Annotated in this window: 17 protein-coding genes; 3 read left to right on the top strand and 14 right to left on the bottom strand. The window is 73.3% G+C overall.

The features are described 5' to 3' along the window. Positions 1 to 10: 10 nt before the first annotated feature. Positions 11 to 2,929 carry a glycoside hydrolase family 2 TIM barrel-domain containing protein gene (locus I003_RS0131165; RefSeq protein ID WP_027775003.1) on the top strand — a complete coding sequence of 973 codons (2,919 nt, stop codon included), beginning with the start codon at positions 11 to 13 and terminating at the stop codon, positions 2,927 to 2,929. Positions 2,930 to 3,021: 92 nt separating this feature from the next. Here the strand turns inward: I003_RS0131165 and I003_RS0131160 are convergent, their stop codons facing one another. Beyond that, positions 3,022 to 4,254, bottom strand: a complete 1,233-nt coding sequence (locus I003_RS0131160; protein WP_027775002.1) for a S8 family peptidase — start codon at positions 4,252 to 4,254, stop codon at positions 3,022 to 3,024. A 191-nt stretch (positions 4,255 to 4,445) separates the two neighbouring features. Further along, complete coding sequence (locus I003_RS0131155; protein WP_027775001.1) at positions 4,446 to 5,360, bottom strand: LysR family transcriptional regulator; 915 nt, start codon at positions 5,358 to 5,360, stop codon at positions 4,446 to 4,448. A gap of 250 nt (positions 5,361 to 5,610) precedes the next feature. Here I003_RS0131155 and I003_RS0131150 point away from each other — a divergent pair, with 250 nt between their 5' ends. Further along, entirely contained in the window at positions 5,611 to 6,783 is a 1,173-nt protein-coding gene (locus I003_RS0131150; RefSeq protein ID WP_051368672.1) for an LLM class flavin-dependent oxidoreductase, read from the top strand. 65 nt (positions 6,784 to 6,848) lie between these two features. Here I003_RS0131150 and I003_RS0131145 read toward each other — a convergent pair whose 3' ends face one another. Genes I003_RS0131145 through I003_RS0131135 form a run of 3 tightly spaced genes read right to left on the bottom strand, consistent with a single transcriptional unit; the run spans position 6,849 to position 8,875 of the window. Continuing rightward, positions 6,849 to 7,787, bottom strand: a complete 939-nt coding sequence (locus I003_RS0131145) for a MauE/DoxX family redox-associated membrane protein (RefSeq protein WP_027774999.1) — start codon at positions 7,785 to 7,787, stop codon at positions 6,849 to 6,851. A gap of 31 nt (positions 7,788 to 7,818) precedes the next feature. After that, complete coding sequence (locus tag I003_RS0131140; RefSeq protein WP_027774998.1) at positions 7,819 to 8,436, bottom strand: hypothetical protein; 618 nt, start codon at positions 8,434 to 8,436, stop codon at positions 7,819 to 7,821. A gap of 13 nt (positions 8,437 to 8,449) precedes the next feature. Then, complete coding sequence (locus I003_RS0131135; protein ID WP_027774997.1) at positions 8,450 to 8,875, bottom strand: hypothetical protein; 426 nt, start codon at positions 8,873 to 8,875, stop codon at positions 8,450 to 8,452. A gap of 350 nt (positions 8,876 to 9,225) precedes the next feature. Between I003_RS0131135 and I003_RS0131130 the strand changes: the two genes are divergently transcribed. Continuing rightward, the gene (locus I003_RS0131130) at positions 9,226 to 9,759 is read left to right on the top strand and encodes a TerD family protein (RefSeq protein ID WP_027774996.1); all 534 of its coding nucleotides are present in this window, start codon (positions 9,226 to 9,228) and stop codon (positions 9,757 to 9,759) included. Between the two features lie 70 nt (positions 9,760 to 9,829). On the opposite strand, the gene I003_RS0131125 is transcribed toward I003_RS0131130, so the two are convergent. From I003_RS0131125 to I003_RS0131085, 9 genes are all read right to left on the bottom strand, one after another. Continuing rightward, the gene (locus I003_RS0131125; protein ID WP_486584493.1) at positions 9,830 to 10,564 is read right to left on the bottom strand and encodes an IclR family transcriptional regulator; all 735 of its coding nucleotides are present in this window, start codon (positions 10,562 to 10,564) and stop codon (positions 9,830 to 9,832) included. Between the two features lie 73 nt (positions 10,565 to 10,637). After that, entirely contained in the window at positions 10,638 to 11,099 is a 462-nt protein-coding gene (locus I003_RS0131120) for a YbhB/YbcL family Raf kinase inhibitor-like protein (RefSeq protein WP_027774994.1), read from the bottom strand. A 37-nt stretch (positions 11,100 to 11,136) separates the two neighbouring features. Then, positions 11,137 to 12,024, bottom strand: a complete 888-nt coding sequence (locus I003_RS0131115; protein WP_027774993.1) for an alpha/beta fold hydrolase — start codon at positions 12,022 to 12,024, stop codon at positions 11,137 to 11,139. A gap of 17 nt (positions 12,025 to 12,041) precedes the next feature. Continuing rightward, positions 12,042 to 12,974: a 3-hydroxyacyl-CoA dehydrogenase NAD-binding domain-containing protein gene (locus tag I003_RS0131110; RefSeq protein WP_027774992.1), complete on the bottom strand. Its 933-nt coding sequence runs from the start codon at positions 12,972 to 12,974 to the stop codon at positions 12,042 to 12,044. A 62-nt stretch (positions 12,975 to 13,036) separates the two neighbouring features. After that, on the bottom strand, positions 13,037 to 13,777 hold the full coding sequence (locus tag I003_RS0131105; protein ID WP_027774991.1) for a class II aldolase/adducin family protein: 741 nt from the start codon (positions 13,775 to 13,777) through the stop codon (positions 13,037 to 13,039). A 14-nt stretch (positions 13,778 to 13,791) separates the two neighbouring features. Beyond that, on the bottom strand, positions 13,792 to 14,403 hold the full coding sequence (locus I003_RS0131100) for an amino acid synthesis family protein (RefSeq protein ID WP_027774990.1): 612 nt from the start codon (positions 14,401 to 14,403) through the stop codon (positions 13,792 to 13,794). 14 nt (positions 14,404 to 14,417) lie between these two features. Further along, positions 14,418 to 15,569: an FAD-dependent oxidoreductase gene (locus I003_RS0131095; RefSeq protein ID WP_486584492.1), complete on the bottom strand. Its 1,152-nt coding sequence runs from the start codon at positions 15,567 to 15,569 to the stop codon at positions 14,418 to 14,420. Positions 15,570 to 15,621: 52 nt separating this feature from the next. After that, positions 15,622 to 16,650: an ABC transporter substrate-binding protein gene (locus I003_RS0131090; RefSeq protein WP_486584491.1), complete on the bottom strand. Its 1,029-nt coding sequence runs from the start codon at positions 16,648 to 16,650 to the stop codon at positions 15,622 to 15,624. 107 nt (positions 16,651 to 16,757) lie between these two features. Beyond that, positions 16,758 to 17,606: an ABC transporter permease gene (locus I003_RS0131085; RefSeq protein WP_027774987.1), complete on the bottom strand. Its 849-nt coding sequence runs from the start codon at positions 17,604 to 17,606 to the stop codon at positions 16,758 to 16,760.

Here is a 17,606-nt window from a genome sequence, read left to right as displayed (position 1 = left end):
GCGGGATCAGATGGATCGCATGCGCGATCCGGCCCTCCCCGCCCACGAAGACGTCGCACCCGGCACCGGCACCCTGCCGCCGCGCGCCTGGTACGCCCGCTCCGACGCCGCCAGGCTGCCGCTCGACGGGCCCTGGCGCTTCCGGCTCTCCCCCACCGCCACCACCCACGACACGTCCTTCGCCGAGCCCGGCCACGACACCTCCGGCTGGGACGAGATCACCGTCCCCGGCCACTGGGTCCTCCAGGGCGGCGGCCGGTACGGCGCGCCCGCGTACACCAACACCCCCTACCCCTTCCCGGTCGACCCGCCGCGGGTGCCGGCCGAGAACCCCACCGGCGACCACCTGCGCACCTTCGACCTGCCCGACGGCTGGCCCGCCGCCCCGCTGCCCGCAACGGAGGCGGTGCTGCGCTTCGACGGGGTGGACTCGCACGCGCGGGTCTGGCTGAACGGCACGGAGCTGGGCGAGTTCAAGGGCTCGCGGCTGCCGCACGAGTTCGCCGTCGGGGCGCTGCTGCGCCCCGCGGGCAACGTGCTGGCCGTCCGCGTCCACCAGTGGTCCTCGGGCTCCTACCTGGAGGACCAGGACCAGTGGTGGATGCCCGGCATCTTCCGCGACGTCACGCTGCTGCACCGGCCCGCAGGCGCCGTAGCCGACTTCTTCGTCCACGCTGCATACGACCATCTGACCGGCGCCGGCACGCTGCGCGTGGACTGCGCGCCCGGCGGCCGGGTCACGGTGCCGGAGCTGGGCGTCGAGGCCGCCACCGGCGAGTCCGTCACGGTGCCCGTCGAGCCGTGGACCGCGGAAGTCCCGCGGCTGTACGCGGCCGAGCTGGCCACCGCCGGCGAGCGGATCCCGCTGCGGGTGGGCTTTCGCACCGTGGCCGTCGAGGACGGCGTGCTCAAGGTCAACGGCCGCCGCATCGTGCTGCGCGGCGTGAACCGGCACGAGTTCCACCCCGAGCACGGGCGCGCCGTGGACGAGGCGACGATGCGCGCGGACGTGCTGCTGATGAAGCGGCACAACGTCAACGCGGTACGCACCAGCCACTACCCGCCGCACCCCGCGTTCCTCGACCTCTGCGACGAGCTGGGGCTGTGGGTGATCGACGAGTGCGACCTGGAGACGCACGGCTTCGCCGCCCTCGGCTGGCGCGGCAACCCGGTGGCCGACGAGCGCTGGACTCCGGCGCTGCTGGACCGCGCGGCGCGCATGGTCGAGCGGGACAAGAACCACCCGTCGGTCATCCTGTGGTCCCTCGGCAACGAGTGCGGCTCCGGCGCCGGCCTGACCGCGATGGCCGACTGGATCCGCGGCCGCGATCCCGGCCGGCTTGTGCACTACGAGGGCGACCCGGCCAGCCGGGACGCCGATGTCTACTCGCGGATGTACGCCGACCACGACGAGGTACGCCGCATCGGCGAGCGGACCGAGGAGCCGCTCGGCGACCCGGCGCTGGACGCCCGCCGCCGGGCACAGCCGTTCGTGCTCTGCGAGTACGCGCACGCCATGGGCAACGGCCCCGGCGGACTGGCCGACTACCAGCGGCTGTTCGAGACGTACGAACGCTGCCAGGGCGGCTTCGTCTGGGAGTGGATCGACCACGGCATCGCCCACCCCGAGCTGGGCTTCGCCTACGGGGGCGACTTCGGCGAGGAGCTGCACGACGGCAACTTCGTCTGCGACGGGCTGCTGTTCCCCGACCGCACCCCCTCACCCGGGCTCGTGGAGTTCGCCCACGTGATCCAGCCCGTACGCATCGAGGGCGGGGACGTGCCGGGCCAGGCCGTCGTCACCAACCTGCACGACTTCGCCGGCCTGGACCACCTCGCGTTCTCCTGGACGTACGCGGTGGACGGCGCGGAGATCGAGGGCGGTTCGGCCGCGGTGCCGCCGCTCGCGCCGGGCCGGAGCGCGACGGTCGACCTGCCCGCGCGCGGCGTGCCCGGCGCCGGCGAGGCGCAGTGGACCGTCACCGCCCGGCTCGCCGCGGAAACCGCCTGGGCCCCGGCGGGGCACGTCGTGGCACGCGGGCAGTGGCAGGCCGCGCCGCGCCCGCCGCTCGCGCGGCCCGCGGGGGCCGCGCCCGTGCGCGACGGCGGGCTGGTCCGGCTCGGCCCCGCGGCGTTCGACGCGCGGACGGGCGAGCCCCGGACACTGGCCGGGGTGCCCGTGGAGGGGCTGCGGCTGGAGGTGTGGCGGGCGCCGACGGACAACGACCTCGGCGCCCACTGGCTGCCGGAGACGGAGCTGGCGCGGCGCTGGCGCGGGACGGGGCTGCACCGGATGCGGCACCGGACGGACGCGGTGGAACCGTCGGACGGCGCGCTGACCGTACGCACCCGGGTGGCGCCCGCGGCCACCAGCCTCGGGCTGGCCGCGGAGTTCCGCTGGAGCGCGGACGCGGACCGGGTGGCGCTGACCGTGTCGGTGACACCGGAAGGCGACTGGCAGGTGCCGCTGCCGCGGCTCGGGATCGGCTTCGCGCTGCCCGCGGCCTACGGCGCGGTGCGCTGGTACGGCGGCGGCCCGGGCGAGGCGTACCCGGACACGGGCACGGCGGCGCTGCTGGGCCGCTGGTCGGCGGATGTCGACGAGTTGCAGACGCCGTACGTGCGCCCGCAGGAGAACGGAGCGCGCGCCCGGGTGCGCTGGGCGGAGCTGTCCGGAGGCGGGACCGGGCTGCGGGTCGAGGGGGAGCCGGAGTTCGCGCTCACGGCCCGGCGCTGGACCACCGCCGAACTGGACGCCGCGACGCACCGCCCCGACCTGGTACCGGGCGACCGGGTACACGTGACGCTGGACCACGCCCGCCACGGCATCGGCTCGGCGTCCTGCGGACCCGGCGTGCTGCCGCAGTACGCACTGGCGGCACGCCCGGCGACGTTCACGTTCGTCTTCTCGGCCGCGGCCGCGGGCTGACCGGGCTGACACGCGGGGCCCGCCCCGCCCGGGCGGTTCCGGGCGGGGCGGGCGGTGGCGCCGTTCCTCAGGTCGGGATCGCCGTCTCGCCGTCAGAACAGCGAGTACAGCAGCCTGTTCGGCGAACCGGTGAGCGGGTCCTGCACCTTGTCGGGCGTGGCGCCGTCCACGAGGGCCTGGCCGACCTGCGCGGGTGTGGCGGAGGGGTTGGCCTGCAGGTACAGCGCGGCGACGCCCGCGGTGTGCGGGGTGGCCATCGAGGTGCCGGAGATGGTGTTGGTGCCGGTGTCGGAGTCGTTCCAGCTCGACGTGATGCTCACGCCCGGCGCGAACAGGTCGAGGCAGGTGCCGTAGTTGGACCAGGAGGCGCGCCGGTCGGCGTTGTCCGTGGCGCCCACGGTGATGGCCTCGGGCACGCGGGCGGGCGAGTAGTTGCAGGCGTCCTGCGGCTGGCCGAAGATGTTGCCGTTGCCTGCGGCGATCGCGTACGTCACGCCGGAGGCGACGGAACGCTCGACCGCGTCGTCGAGCGCGGTGCTGGCGCCGCCGCCCAGGCTCATGTTGGCGACGGACGGGCCGTCGGCGTTGGCGGTCACCCAGTCGATGCCGGCCACGACGCCCGCGGTGCTGCCGGAGCCGCTGCAGCTCAGCACGCGTACGGCGACGAGCTCGGCCTCCTTGGCCACGCCGTACGTGCTGCCGCCGACGGTGCCCGCGACGTGGGTGCCGTGGCCGTTGCAGTCCTGGCCGTTCTGGCCGTCGCCGACGGAGTCGGTGCCGACCGAGGCACGCCCGCCGAACTCGTCGTGCGTGGTGCGGATGCCGGTGTCGATGATGTAGGCGGTGACGTCGGCCGCGGTGGTGTTGTACGTGTACGTGGTGCTCAGCGGCAGGTCGCGCTGGTCGATGCGGTCCAGGCCCCAGGTGGCGTTGTCCTGGGTGTCCGCGACCCGTACGACCGCGTCCTGCTCGACGTACGCGACCCGCGGGTCGCGGGCCAGCTCGGCCGCCTCGGACGTGCTCATCTCGGCGGAGAAGCCGCGCAGCGCTGTGCGGTAGACGTGCTCGGGCCTGACCTCCGCGGTGCCGGCGAGGTCGCGGGCCACGGAGCGGGTCTCGTCCTCGGCGACCTCGCCGTTCTTCAGCACGACGATCCACTGGCCGTCGATCGCCGTGGCGGCCGGGGCGAGCCGGAGGTCGGCGTCGGCGGGTGCGCTGTTCGCGCCGGTGCCGGCGGCTAGTTGGAAACCGGCGGCGAGACCGAGTGCGGTGAGCACCGTGGCCGCGCGGCGCAGGGGTGTGGGGGTGAGTCTCATCTGGTGCACCAGAGCCTTTCGTTGACCGGATCTCGGGCGATGAGGTGCAGTGCAGTGCGGGTGACCCGCCCGATTGCAGGGCGGTGCCCAGGCAGCGTCTCGCATGCCGGACGCCGCCACAAGTGGCAGGTTCACGCCAATTATTGGCCGAAGACACTGGTGACGGCGGCATGCGGGGGACGAACGGGGCCGGCGGGGTCTCAGGTCGGGACGGCCCCGGCCGTCGCGGCGCCGTGGGCGAGGGCGTCGTGCAGCTCGCGGGCGGCGGGTGGGATGACCCGGGTGCGGCTGCGCCAGAGCACCAGGTGCACCGCCGGGACCGCGGCGCCGGCGAGGGGCCGCCAGGTGACTGCGCCGTGCCGCTCCAGGGGGTCGCCGACGACGCCGAAGTCCGGGAGCACCGTCACCCCCAGCCCCTCGGCGACCAGGTGCTTCGCCGATTCGGGGCCGTCGGCCGCGTACGCGGGCAGCGGCGGGCGCCCGGCGCCGAGGCGGTGCAGCAGCCGGTGCGCCAGGCAGCCGGAGCGCACTCCGATCAGCGGCTCGGCGAGGAGTTCGACGGCGCCGATCTCGTCCAGCTCCGCCAGCGGGCTGCCGGGGTTCAGGCACACCACGGGACGGCCGCTCAGCAGCCCGGTGTCGTGCAGATCGGGGTGCGGGTCGTCGTCCGCGAGCCGGACGACGAGCCCCAGGTCGAGACCGCCTTCGACCAGCCCGCGGTGCACGGCCTCCTGCGGCCCGGAGACGATCTCCACCCCGGTCTGCGGGTGTGCGGCACGGAACTCCCGTACGGCCGGCGCCAGCAGCGGCGCGGCGACCGCGCCGCCGATCCCGAGCCGTATCGACCTGCTGACCCGGTGCTGCTCGTCGGCGGCCCGGCGGAGCCGGTCGACGGCGTCGAGCACGGCGGCGATATGCGGCAGCAGCTCGCGGCCCGCGTCGCTGATCCGCGCGCCGGAGCGGTGCCGGTCCAGCAGGTCGACGCCGAGCTCGCGCTCCAGGTTCCGCACGGTCTCGCTGAGCGCCGGCTGGGAGAGATGAAGCGATTCCGCGGCGCGCCGCAGAGAGCCGAAACGGGTGACCGCGGCCACGTATTCCAACTGCTGTATGCGCACCCCGACTCCCTGCTCCGCCGCAGGTCGAACACCCTAGCGCGGGTCCGGGGCGGGAATTCGGCCCGCGCCGGGAGCCGTGACCGGAAACGGGCGCGAGGCACCCCGGAAGGCTGCTCGCGGAAGGGGGAAATGCCTTGTCACGACGGTTTGTGAACGCGGCATGTCGACTCTGTGGCACCTCGGAGGTGCAGTGGTCCAGACCACCTGCTCCGGAGCCACGGGAATACGGAGCCGTCTTCCTGATGTCGGTATGGGGAAGGACCGCAGGACACCCGACGACCAGGAGGACCACGTGGCGGCAGCGGACGTGACGGCACCCGACCCGCAGGACGAGACACGGGGCCGGGTGAGCGGCTCCGCACCCGTGCCGCTGTCCGTGCTGGACCTGGCCACCGTGGGCGCCGGGTACACCGCGAGCGACGCGCTGCGCACCGGCGTGGAGCTGGCCCGGCTCGCCGAGGCGCGCGGCTTCCACCGCTACTGGGTCGCCGAGCACCACTCGATGCCCGCCGTCGCCTCCTCCTCGCCCGCCGTCATCCTGGCGCACCTGGCCGCGCACACGACGACCATCCGGCTCGGCTCCGGCGGCGTGATGCTGCCCAACCACGCACCGCTCGTCGTCGCCGAGCAGTTCGGCACGCTGGAGGCGCTGGCTCCCGGCCGCGTCGACCTGGGCCTGGGCCGCGCGCCCGGCACCGACGGTGCGACGGCGGCGGCGCTGCGCCGCACGGAGCGGCTGCACGAGGGCGCCGAGGAGTTCCCGCAGCAGCTTGCGGAGCTGATCCGCTTCCTCGACGACGACTTCCCCGACGGCCATCCGTACCGCAGGATTCACGCGGTGCCGGGCCCGGTGCAGGGCACGGCGCCCGGCGGGGTGCAGTCGGCGCACCGGCCGCCGGTGTGGCTGCTGGGCTCCTCGATGTTCAGCGCCCGGCTCGCCGCGGAGCTGGGGCTGCCGTTCGCCTTCGCCCACCATTTCGCCGGGCAGCACACCGGCCCCGCGCTGGAGCTGTACCGCGAGGCGTTCCAGCCGTCGGCCGTGCTCTCCGCCCCGTACGCCCTGATCGGCGTCTCGGTGCTGGCCGCGGAGGACGAGCGGGAGGCACGGCGGCAGGTGACGACGGGGGCGCTGAGCATGCTGCGGCTGCGCACCGGCCGGCCCGGTCTCGTGCCCTCGCCGGAGGAGGCGGATGTGTACGACTTCAGCCCGCTGGAGCGGGAGTTCGCCGACACCTGGATCTCCAACGTGGTGCACGGCACCCCGGACGAGGTGTGCACCGGCCTGGACGACCTGCGCAAACGCACCGGGGCGGACGAGCTGATGCTCACCACGAACGTGCACGGGCCGCGGGCACGGCTGCGCTCGTACGAGCTGATCGCGGACGCCTACGGCATGCCGGCCGGCGCCGGAGCGGACGCCTAGCCCGAGGAGCGCGCGGTACGGGGCGGTGCCCGGAGCCCGCCCCGTACGGGCTCCGGGCACCGCGCTCAGACGCCTTCGCCCAGCAGCGCGCCGGGGCGCTCCCGGCCGCCGGTGACGTCCACGCGCTCGCCGGTCTCCTCGTCGACGACACCGACCCGGATGACCGGCGGACGCGGGCTGTCCAGGCCCGCCTTCGCGTCCATCGCGAAGACCACGGACACCGGCCGGCCGCCGTCCTCGGCACCGTCCCGGCCCGTGTCGTACAGGCCGGTGTACCGCAGGAAGCGCCAGCCCTCGTCGTCCCAGTGCTCGCGCAGCCCGGAGCGGACGACGTGGATCACCGTCTGCCACGCGAGCGAGCGCTCCAGCAGTTCGACGGAGCCCTCGACGGGCACCGCCTCGGGGTCGCCGCCCGCGCCCGGTCCGCCGTGCAGCGGGTGGCCGAAGAGCCGCAGCCGCAGCCTGCGCAGCGGCAGCCGGACGGCCCGGTCGGGGTCGCCGAAGAGCAGCCAGGCCACCGCCGTGCCCACGGCCAGCAGGCCGAGGGCGGCGCCCGGCCGGTCCCGTAGCGTCTCCCACCAGGGCCCGCCGGCCGCCGCCGGGAGACCGCCGGCGGCCAGGCCGTCGGCGAGCACGACCGCCCCGCCGGCCAGGACGAACCCGGCCCTGGCGAAGGCCCGTACGCCGATGGGCGCCTTGTCCCGCGCGGTGCAGCCGCAGGACGAGTCGGGCGCGGTGGCCCTGGCGTAGCCGAGGTACGCCGCGAAGCCCGCGCCCGCGAGCGCCGCGAGCGCCCCGGTGACCAGCGGCACCGGCAGGGCCGCCAGCGCGAGCGCGACGAGCAGTTCCGCCGCCCCGACCGCGCGCAGCGCGACCGTGGCGCGCGGCAGCCCGCCGAGCTTGCGCTCCAGCACGGTGCCCGACGCCTGAACCGGGGTGTTGCGTCCGAACAGCTTGGTGCTCCCGCTCCAGCCGAGCACGCCGCCGACCAGCAGTGCGATCATGCTGCCTCCGTCCTCGATGTGGCCGCGACGGTCAGTGCCCGACCGTGATCCTGGCGATGTCGATCGCCCCGTCCTTGGGGCGCCAGGCGCCGAGCACCAGCGCGTGCTGCCCCATCCGCACGCCCGACAGGTCGTCGGTGAGTGCGGCGCCCCCGTACGAGGCGGTGGAGCGGCCCGGGACGATGCGGCCGATCAGCTCGCCGCCGTGGTAGCCGAGCGCCAGCCGGTCCTTGCCGATGCCGCGGACGGTGACGTCGAGGTTGACGATGTTCACCCAGACCGCGTCGGCGGCGAGGGTGCCGTCGGGCATCTCCAGGCCGCGGGCGTAGAGGCCGTCACCGGTCTCCACGTCCTCGGCGGTGGTGGGGTGGAGCTTCCAGATGCTGGTGGCGTTGGTGAGCTGGATGCGGTGCCGTTCGCCGTACGATCCCTTGACGTGCAGCAGGGTGCCGCCGTCGATGCCGGTGATGAGACCCTCGGCGAACGAGGTGTCGGCGACCGCCGGGTCCAGCGGCGGAGTGGGCGCCGCGAACGCGGCGTCGGGGTCCACCGCACCGAGCGCCGTGGCGCCGACGACGGTGGCCCCGCCCAGTGCGCTGGCGGACAGGAAGCGCCGCCGGTCGAGCGTCGAGTTCGTCGCGTGGTTCATGGCCGGGCCTCCTTCACTCGTAGATCCAGACACCGGTCTTGCCGGAGCTGAGGCTGGCGATCTGGGAGTACGCCGCGGGCGTCAGGTCGAGGATGCGGTTCGTGCGGCAGACGCCGTTGCAGCAGGCCGCCTCGCCGCAGAAGCTCTTGGTGCGCGGGCCGCAGTCGGTGATGGTGATGCAGACGGCCGCCTTGGAGCACTCCTGGACCACGCGCATGACGGAGCCGCAGCCGCGACGCGGGATGCCGCCCTCGCCGCACAGGTCGGGCCGGGTGATGTCCCAGCATGCCGCGGAGGCGTTCGGCCAGGCGCCGTGGTTCGAGGCGGAGCGGCAGTTGCCGCAGGCGCCGCCGCCGGCGGAGCCGCAGGGGCCCCAGGCGGCGCCGCAGCAGAACCAGGTGGCCTCGCCGCGCCAGAGGTAGTTGGTACTGCAAGCCATGTGTTCGAGCTCCCTTCAGATTGGCCCGTACATGACAGTCCGAATGCCATGTGGGGGTGGCGTACGGGTACCGAGAGCCCGCCGGGGGACACAGGTGGCGGACGGCCCGAGCGTGACGCGCCCCACACGCACCGTCAATCGGGCACCGCGGCGCCAGTGGACCGGTCCTCTGGTGTAACCGCCGCGCAAGGCGGTCCTTCCGGGGGCGGCCGCTCCGCCCCCCGCGTGCCGCTCCGCGCTCCCCGCACGCCGCTCCCGCGACCGGCGGAACGTGACACGATAGAGGCAACCGGCGGACACCGCCGGGCAGTTGTGCGGGAGCGCAGAGGAACGCGGGAGAGGGGAGCCCGGTGACCGGTCTCAACAAGGGTGTCGACAAGGTCGAGATCGAGCTGAAGTGGGACCCCAGTCCTCTCGGCGAACCCTCGCACGACCTGGATCTGATCGCGGCGGCCTACCCCGCCGACGACCCGCACGGCGAGCCGGCCTTCCTGGTCCACTTCGACAGCCGCGACCCCGGCGGCACGATCACCCTCCAGCGGCACAGCGAGACCGGCCAGGGCTTCGGCGCCGACGAGGTGCTGACGCTGGAGTTCGCGCGCATCTCTGCCGCGTACGCGCGGGTCGTCGTCGGCGTCGCGATCCAGCAGGGCCCCGGGCGGCTGACCTTCGGCGAGGTGACGGGCACCCACGTACTCGTCCGCGACGGCCACGACGAGCTGGCCACCGACGACTTCGCCGCGGTCCCCGGCGCCACCGCCGCCACCGTCGCGGAGTTCGTCCGGGAGGAAGACGGCAGTTGGCAGTTCCACCCCGTGGTGCAGGGCTTCGACGCCGACCCCGCGTCGTTCTCGGCCCTCATGGGGACCGTGTCCGGCGGCTGACGGCCCGCGCCGGCCCGGGGGACGCCACCGCGCCACGCAAGGCCCACGGTGGCATCCCCGGGAGGCGGCGCTAACGCCGCCAGGTGCTGAGCGAGTCGGACAGCTCGGCCGCGGCGGCCACGACGCGCTCCGTGATGTGCCCGGCGCGCTCGTCGTCGATGCGGAAGTGCGGCCCGGCGACCGTGACCGCGGCGACGACCTTCCCGCCCACCCCGATCGGCGCGGCCACCGCCCAGACGCCCTCGTCGACCTCCGCCTCGCTCATGGACCACCCCTGCGCGGCCACCGCCTGCACCTCCGCCAGCACCGCGTCGCGCTCGGCGGCCGACGGCGCGGGGCGCAGCCGGTCGAAGTAGCGCTGGGCCCACGCCTCGCCCATCGCGGCGAGCAGCACCTTGGGCCCGGCGCCGCGGTGCAGGCTCATGATCTGCCCGGGCTCGAACGACAGCCGGATCGTGTGTTCGGGGTGGCTCATCTCCACGCAGGTCGCGAAGTCGCCCACCCGCCGGATCACCAGCGCCGCCTCGCCGGTGTCCTTCGACAGCCGCTCGACGAGCGGCCGGAGCACCCGGGAGACCGGGAACGCCTGCTCCGCGCTGCTGGCCAGCAGGAAGATCCGCGGCGAGAGCACGTACGTGCCGCCGCCGTTGTCCTCCACCATGTCCATCTCGCGCAGCAGCGAGACGAACCGGTAGGCGGAGGGCACCGAGATCCCGACGGAGTGCGCGATCTCCTCCACGCTCAGCTCCGGTCCCTTCTCGGTGAAGAGAAGAAGGATCTTCAGCACCCTCCTGGCGCTGTCCACGCCGGGGGTCCGCTCCCGCCCTTCAGACACGTTGCGCTCGCCCTTCTGTGCTCGTGGTGTGGCCCCGGGTGCGTCAGGCGGAGTAGGTGCCGACGAGCCGGTTCTGCTCGATGACGCGATCGCCGTACGCGTGGAGGAACTCCTCGCGTGACGGCTCGCCCGCGACCGGGGTGTCGAGGGCGTACACCCAGAAATAGTAGTGATGGGTGCCGTGGCCGGGCGGCGGCTGGGGTCCCGTATACGCCTTGTCGCCAAGGGAGTTGGGGCCCTCGCGGACAGCGCCGCCGGATCCCGGGGCGGGAAGGGCGGGAGCGGCCGGGTCGATGCCGTAGACCACCCAGTGGGTGAAGCCGTGTGGCAGCGGCGCATCGGGGTCGTGGAGGATCAGCGCGAGTTCCGCGGTGCCGGCGGGGACTCCGGTGATCCGGATCCCGGGGGCGGCGTTGCCGTGGCCGGCGGCGTGCCGGTCCGGGATCCGCTCGCCGGGGCCGAAGCCGTCGGCGCTGACGGCGAGGTCCTTGATGTTCAGGGGCATGGCGTGGGGGTCCTCTCGGTGGCGGGACGCGGGCGGGTCAGCCCGTCGTCCGGTCGAGCATGCGGACGATCTCGTCCGCGACGGTGTGCGGGTCCTCCTCGGGCAGGTAGTGGTCGAGCCCGGAGAGTTCCACGGCGCGGAAGTCGGGGCGCAGTTCGCGAGTGGCGGCGAAGGCGGGCGGGGAGACGATCGCGCTGTGCTCGCCGCGCAGCAGGGTGACGGGGACGCGCACGTCACGGGTCTCGGCGGCGAAGTCGCGGCGCAGCCCGTCGACGGTGCGGACCATGGCCGCGGGGTCGGCGAGCGGGCGCAGCGTCCGGCCGGCGCCGGCCGGGGCGTAGCCGTAACGGCGCCGGCGGCGGACGGCGCCGGCGGGCAGCAGGGGGTAGCGCTCGCGCAGATACGCCTCGACGTCCGCGGCGGTGGCGAAGGCGCGGTCGCCGCCGCGCACCCGGGTCTCCAGGGCGTCGAGCACGGCCGGTTCGACGTACGGGGTGTAGTCGACGGCGACGACGCCCGCAACGGCGCCGGGGTGCGCGGCGGCGAGCACGAGGGCGTTGCGGGCGCCGAGGGAGTGCCCGACGGCCACCACGGGACCGGTCTCCAGCTCGCGGATGAGCGCGAGCACGTCGGCGGTGTACGCGGCGGCGTCGTAGCCGGCGGCGGGCTTGCCGCTGCGGCCGTGGCCGCGCTGGTCGACGGCGACGGTCCGTACCGTCTCGCCGAGCCGCTCGACCACGGCGTCCCAGACGCCGAGGCTGGCCGTCGTGCCGTGCAGCAGCACGACCGCCGGGCCCGCGCCGGCGTCGCGTACACACAACTCGACCTCCCCGGCGCGCACGTACGCCAGCCCCGGCAGTTCATCAGGGAGCGCTGCGGTGGCGGGGTGCGACGCCGGGTCAGGCGGCTGCGGTGCGCGGTTCACGGTCAACTCCCGTCCGCTCAGACCGGTTTGATCGCGGAGAGCGCCTTGCGGACGCTCACCAGGCCGTCGACGATGTCGGCGCGCTTGGCGGCGACTTCGCCCTCGCCGTACTCGTAGAGACCGGTGCCGGTCTTCATGCCGAGCTTCCCCTCGGCGGTCAGCTCGGTGACCAGGGAGGAGACACCGGTCTCGGTGGACAGGTCGCGGTTGAGGTAGGAGCCGACGGCCTGGTAGATGTCCAGACCCGCCATGTCGACCAGCCGCATCGGCCCGATGACGGCGAGCTTGTAGCCGACGCCCCACTTCACCACGGTGTCCAGGTCGCGCTGGGAGACCACGCCCTCCTCGACGAGGGCCATGCACTCGCGCAGCACGGCGTACAGCACGCGGTTCTCGACGAAGCCGGGCACCTCCTTCTCGACCACGGCCTCGTAGCCGAACGCCTCGACGATACCGACGAGCCGGTCCTCGACGGCGGCGCCGGTGCGCGCGCCCCTGACGATTTCGATCATCGGGATGAGGTGCGGCGGGTTGGACCAGTGCATGCCGATCAGGCGCTCGGGGTGGTCCATGTCGGCCGCCATGTCGGAGATCGGGATGCCGGAGGTGTTGGTCGCGATGATCACGTCGTCGCGCACCGCGGCCTCGACCTGGGCGAGCACCGTCTTCTTCAGCTCCAGGTGCTCCGGCACCGCCTCGATGACGAAGTCGGCGCCCGCCAGTGCCTTGTCCCGGTCGCGTTCGAAGGTGACGGAGCCGCCGGGGGTGACGGGCACGTCGAGGCGGTCGAGGTGCGCGACGACGCCGGCGCAGGTCCCCTCCGCCCGCGCCAGGGCCTCGTCGCTGACGTCGTACAGCCGTACGCCGGATCCGTAGCGGGCGAGCAGCGCGGCGATGCCGGGCCCCATGCTCCCCGAGCCGAGGACGGCGCTGGTGGTGGGAATGCTCACGATGGTTCCTTTCGTGCACTGCCGCGGTTGGCCGCTTCCGCCGCCGGGCCGCGCGGGCGGGCTCAGCGGGCGGCTTCGAGCCGGTCGAGCTTGCGGTTGAAGTACATCCAGTAGTTGTCGCGGGCGCGTTCGGGGTAGATGCGGCGGTTCTTCTCCACGCTCTCGGCCGCGTCCGGCGGGTCGTACGGCAGGCCGGAGGCGAGGAGCGCGAGCTGGAAGGCGGCCGCCTTCTCCAGGAAGATCCCGGCGAGCGTCGCGTCGCGGACGTTGCGGCCGACGAACGACACGCCGTGGTTGGCCTGGAGCACGGCGTCGGCGTCGCCGAGGACCCGGGCGAGATCGCGGCCCAGCTCCGGGGTGGTGATGATGTGGCTGGTGGCGTCGAAGCGCGGGACGCCGTGCTCGGCGAACCACACACCGTGGTTGTTCACCGGCTCGATCCGCGCCCGGCCGGCGCCGAAGACCGTGGCCTGGAACGGGTGCGAGTGGCCGACGACGTTGACGTCGGGGCGGGCGAGCATGATCTCGGCGTGCAGCGGCCATTCCAGGTGGCGCAGCCCCTGGCCCTCCAGCACGGTGCCGTCGAAGCCGATGAGGATGTAGTCGCCGGCCCGTACCTCCTCCATGCCGAGATTGCCGCGCTTGAGCCACAGCCCGCGGCCGTGCGGGTCGCGGTAGGACAGGTGGCCCATGGACATGTCGCCGTGGCCCTCCAGCTCCAGGATCCGGTGGGCCCTGGCGAGGTTGTCGAGCACGTTGGCGACGGAGTCGTCCTGGAAGTAGAGCGCATCACTGGTCTGCATCGGGTCTCTCCTTCTCACCGGGCGGAGCCGGATGCGGCCCGCTCGCGCGCCTCGGCAGCGGTCAGGCCGCCGACGCGCTCGTGGATCCGGCCGCCGCTGGCGACGGCCACGCAGACGAACAGCTCGTCGGGGCGCGGCACATCGGGCACGGAGACGGTGACGGCGTCGTAGTGGGAGCGGACGTAGACCTCGTCCTTGTACGCCAGCGGGATGTCGAGGCCCGCGCCCGCCGCGGCGGTCTTGGTCGCGGAGGAGATCCACGCCGCGCCACCGCCGACCGCCTCGCGCAGCGCGTTGCCGAAGACGGTGGTGACGCAGGCGACGACGTGTTCCTGCTCGCCGTCGAGCCCGGCCAGTCCGCCTTTGCCGTAGCTCTCCACCGGCGCGTCGCCGAGGAGCGCCGCGGCCCGCCGGCCGAGCGCCGTCCCCAGCGCGGCGCTCGGCGCGGTGAGCGCGGACAGGTCCTCGGCGTAGGTGCCGGCGAAGGGGTTCTTGATGACGACGCCGCAGACCGCCTTGCGCAGCGGGCGGGCGGCCACGGGGCCGTTCTCGTGCAGCGTCTCCTCGACCAGGCCGACCCAGCGCCGTACCCGGTAGTCGTTCGTCACCTGCTCCTCGGGGGTCATCCAGATCCTCTCCTCTAGCTCCGCACGACGGACAGGGCGTGCCGGTTGGGGTTGGTCGGGTCGTACAGGGCGGTTTCGAGGTTCTCCAGGGTGAACTGGTTGCCCTCGGACATCGCGCGGGTGGCCGCGAAGTCCGCGGAGCGGCGCTGGCAGCGGTCGGTGAACGGCCGCTCCAGCTCCTCCCAGCCGGCCAGGGCCTCCTCGATGCCGCCGTCCGGGGCCTCGGTGGCGGCGACCGCGAGGGTGTACGCGTTGGCCATCGCGCAGCCGGCGCCCTGCGCGAGCGCAGGGGGCATGGCGTGGGCGGCGTCGCCGACCAGGGCGACGGCGCCGCGGCGCCACTCGGCGACGGCGGTGGTCTCGTAGCCGTAGTAGCGGGGGTCCGCGGCCGTGGCGGCGGCCTGGAGGACGGGGGTCAGCTCGGGGTACGCGGACGTCCACAGGTCCAGGTCGATGGGGGTGCGGCTGCCCTGCTCGTCGGCGCGGGGCGCGCCGAGGGCGAGGTACAGCTCGCGCTCGTTGCAGGGCACGTAGAGCACCCGCAGATAACGGGGTTCGAGGTTCCAGAAGTCGATGACGTTGTCCCATTCGCCGGGGCCGAGTTCGGCCTTGCGGCGCGGCACGAGGAACCGGGTGATCCCGTCGCGGGACTTCCAGCGCTCCTGTTCGAAGCCTAGGGAGTCGCGAACCTTCGACTTCACCCCGTCGGCGCCGACGACGAGGTCGGCGTAGAGCGTCTCACCGGAGGCAAGGGTGATCCGGCCGCGCGGGTCGGCGGCGGCCACCTCGGATCCGGTGCGGATCTCCACTCCGGCCGCGAGTGCGGCCTCCAGCAGGCGCGCGTGCAGATGGGGCCGGGTCATGGTGCGCCAGGGCAGGCCGCCGAAGTCCTCGTGGGACACGCTGGCGTGCTGGAAACGGGTCTCGTAGTACGGCGGCGTCATCGAGTCGGCCATCACCGCCTCGTACGCGCCGATGGCCTTCAGCACCTTGAGGCTGTTGTGCCACAGGACGATGCCGGCTCCTTGCTCGCGCAGCTCCGCCCCCTTCTCGTGCACCCGCACCGACCACCCGCGCTGCGCGAGCGCGGTGGCGGCCGTCAGGCCCGCGAACCCGGCGCCGGACACCTCCGCGTGGCGCCCTCGCCTGTCAACCGTGGTTTCCATAGCTCCGCTCTCACTCGTCGTGCCGGCCGCCCGGAGGCGGCCGGCTGCGCCATCAGTTGCCGGCGTCGCTGCCGCCGCCGGTCTTCGCGGCGGCCTTCTCGACGAACCTCTCCTGGTAGACGTCCCCGACCTCGGGGGCGCCGCCCTTGAGCACGTCCTCCTCGGCGAGGGTGTCGATGGTCGCCTGCCACGTGCGGGCGTCCATGGCCCCCAGGCCGTGCTTTTCGGTGACGTCACCGGTGAAGGTGTGGTCGATGTCCGCCTGGAGCTGCCGCTCGAACAGGTCGGCCTTGTCGCGGTTCTCCGGGGAGGACTCGGCGAGGATCTCGGCGGTCTTGTCCGGGTGCTTCGTCACGTAGTCGAATGCCTTGATGTAGGCGTTGGTGAAGCGCTGCACCAGACCGGGGTCGTCCTCGACCATGCTGTCGCTGGTGAACAGCCCGGAGCCGTATGCCTCGAAGCCGTGCTCGGAGCCGAGCAGGAGGTCGAGCGAGCCCTCGCCGCCGGCGGCCTCCTCCAGCAGCGGCACCTCGGCGTCGATGTAGCAGGGAACGGTGTCGACCTTGCCCTGGATCAGGTAGTTCTCGTACGGCGGGGTGACGCTGACCTCCTTGAGGTCGTCGCGGTCCAGGCCGTTGGCCGCGAGCAGCGCCTCGTAGAAGATGAACGTCGAGCCGGCGGCGTGGATGCCGACTGTCTTGCCCTTCAGGTCGTCGATCGACGTCAGCCGGTTCTTGTCCTTCACCGAGCACATCGCCAGCGGCGAGGTCTGGTTGACGGCGGCCAGGGTGGTGACGGGCACGTCCTGGGAGCGCGCGGTGACCAGCGACGGCAGGTCGCCGAAGCCGAAGTCGGCGCGGCCGGTGCCGACGAGACGCAGCGCGTCGGGTGAGCCGGTTCCGGTCTTGATGTCCTCGACGTCGATGCCCTCGTCCTTGAAGTAGCCGAGCTTGTCGGCGACGTAGAACATGCCGTGATTGCCGCGGAGTTGGTAGTCGAGCTGGACGGAGACCTTGTCGAGTCCGCCGTCGGCGGAGTCGTCTCCCGAGTCGCCGCCGCAGCCGGCCAGCAGGAGTGCCACGGCCGTCGCACCCGCGATACCGGCGACGGTTTTCCTACTCTGCCTGATTGTCTTTCCGGAGGGAAACATGATGGGCTCCTAGTGCAGGAGGGAATGCGAAGCCGGATTCAGCGGAGGGTGTCGGCCGTGATGTGCGGGAATCGCTTGCGGAGCACGAACTCCAGCAACGACATCGCGTAATAGAGGATCAGGCCGAGCAGGGACACGAGGGTCAGGGCCGCAAACATGAGCGGGGTGTCCAGTTGCGTCGAGGAGAACTGGATGAGATAGCCGAGGCCGTTCTCGGCGCCGGAGAACTCCGCCACCACCGCGCCGATGACGGCCAGGGTGATCGCGATGCGCATGCCGGCGAACAGGTACGGCAGCGAGGTGGGGATCCGGATACGGGTGAGGATCTGGTTCGGCGACGAGCCCACGGACCGCATGAGCAACAGCAGGTCCTGGTCGATGGCCTTGAGGCCGACGATCATGTTGAGGGTGATCGGGAAGAACGTGATCACCACGATGAGCAGCAGCTTGGGCGCCAGCCCGTAGCCGAACCAGAGGATGAAGATCGGCGCCAGGGCGACCTTGGGGACGACCTGGAAGAGCACGATCAGGGGGTAGAGCGCGCGCTCCAGCCAGCCGAAGCGGACGATGAGCACGGCGAGCAGCACGCCGAGGGCGAAGCTGAGCAGGAAGCCGTAGAGGATCTCCTGGGTGGTGACCCAGGCGGCGTCCCCCAGCATGTCGCGCGAGCGCCACATCTCGGCGAGGAACTCGCTCGGCTTGGCCAGTTCGAAGCTGGAGATGCCGAAGACCTCGACGGCCAGCTCCCAGAGCAGGAAGCCCGCGACGAAGACGGCCAGGCTGGGCCACACGCGCCGGAGCCAGGCGCGCACCGCGCCGCCGCGGCGGCGCCGGCCGCCGGGGCGGCGCCCGGCCGGCTTCTTCACGTCGTCCTGTGCGAGCGCCAT

It is taken from the genome of Streptomyces sp. CNQ329 (assembly GCF_000482585.1).
This window is presented reverse-complemented; position numbering and strand designations above follow the sequence as displayed.